General features: G+C 43.6%; 1 protein-coding gene. It reads left to right on the forward strand.

What is annotated here, in order from left to right:
* Nucleotides 1-298, forward strand: a 298-nt coding sequence (locus tag Y887_RS21210; protein WP_211257037.1) for a hypothetical protein, incomplete at both ends; no start/stop codon positions are given.

Below are 298 nucleotides of genomic sequence, written 5' to 3' on the forward strand. Positions count from 1 at the left end.
GTGTATCACCAATCCCGTTGTGTAAGAGTTCCTATTAAAACTTATGTTGATAAAAAGCCGCGCCTTAAACCTGTTCCGGCTGACAAGATAGAAGTTGGCGACGTCATCGTTTGCGTATATTACGGCAGTCAGATTTTCAGTGCTATTGTAGTAAGGCGATACAGCATAAACGGTTGCCAATACATGGAAGTGACGAACGCAAAGAAAGAACCTGGCAGTTTGAACGTGGCTTACGCATTAAGGGAGTTCAGCAGTCCTTCTTGCATTCTTTATAAGGTACTCGACCATGGCTCATGTT

The organism is Xanthomonas pisi DSM 18956, assembly GCF_001010415.1.
GTDB classification, from domain to species: domain Bacteria; phylum Pseudomonadota; class Gammaproteobacteria; order Xanthomonadales; family Xanthomonadaceae; genus Xanthomonas; species Xanthomonas pisi.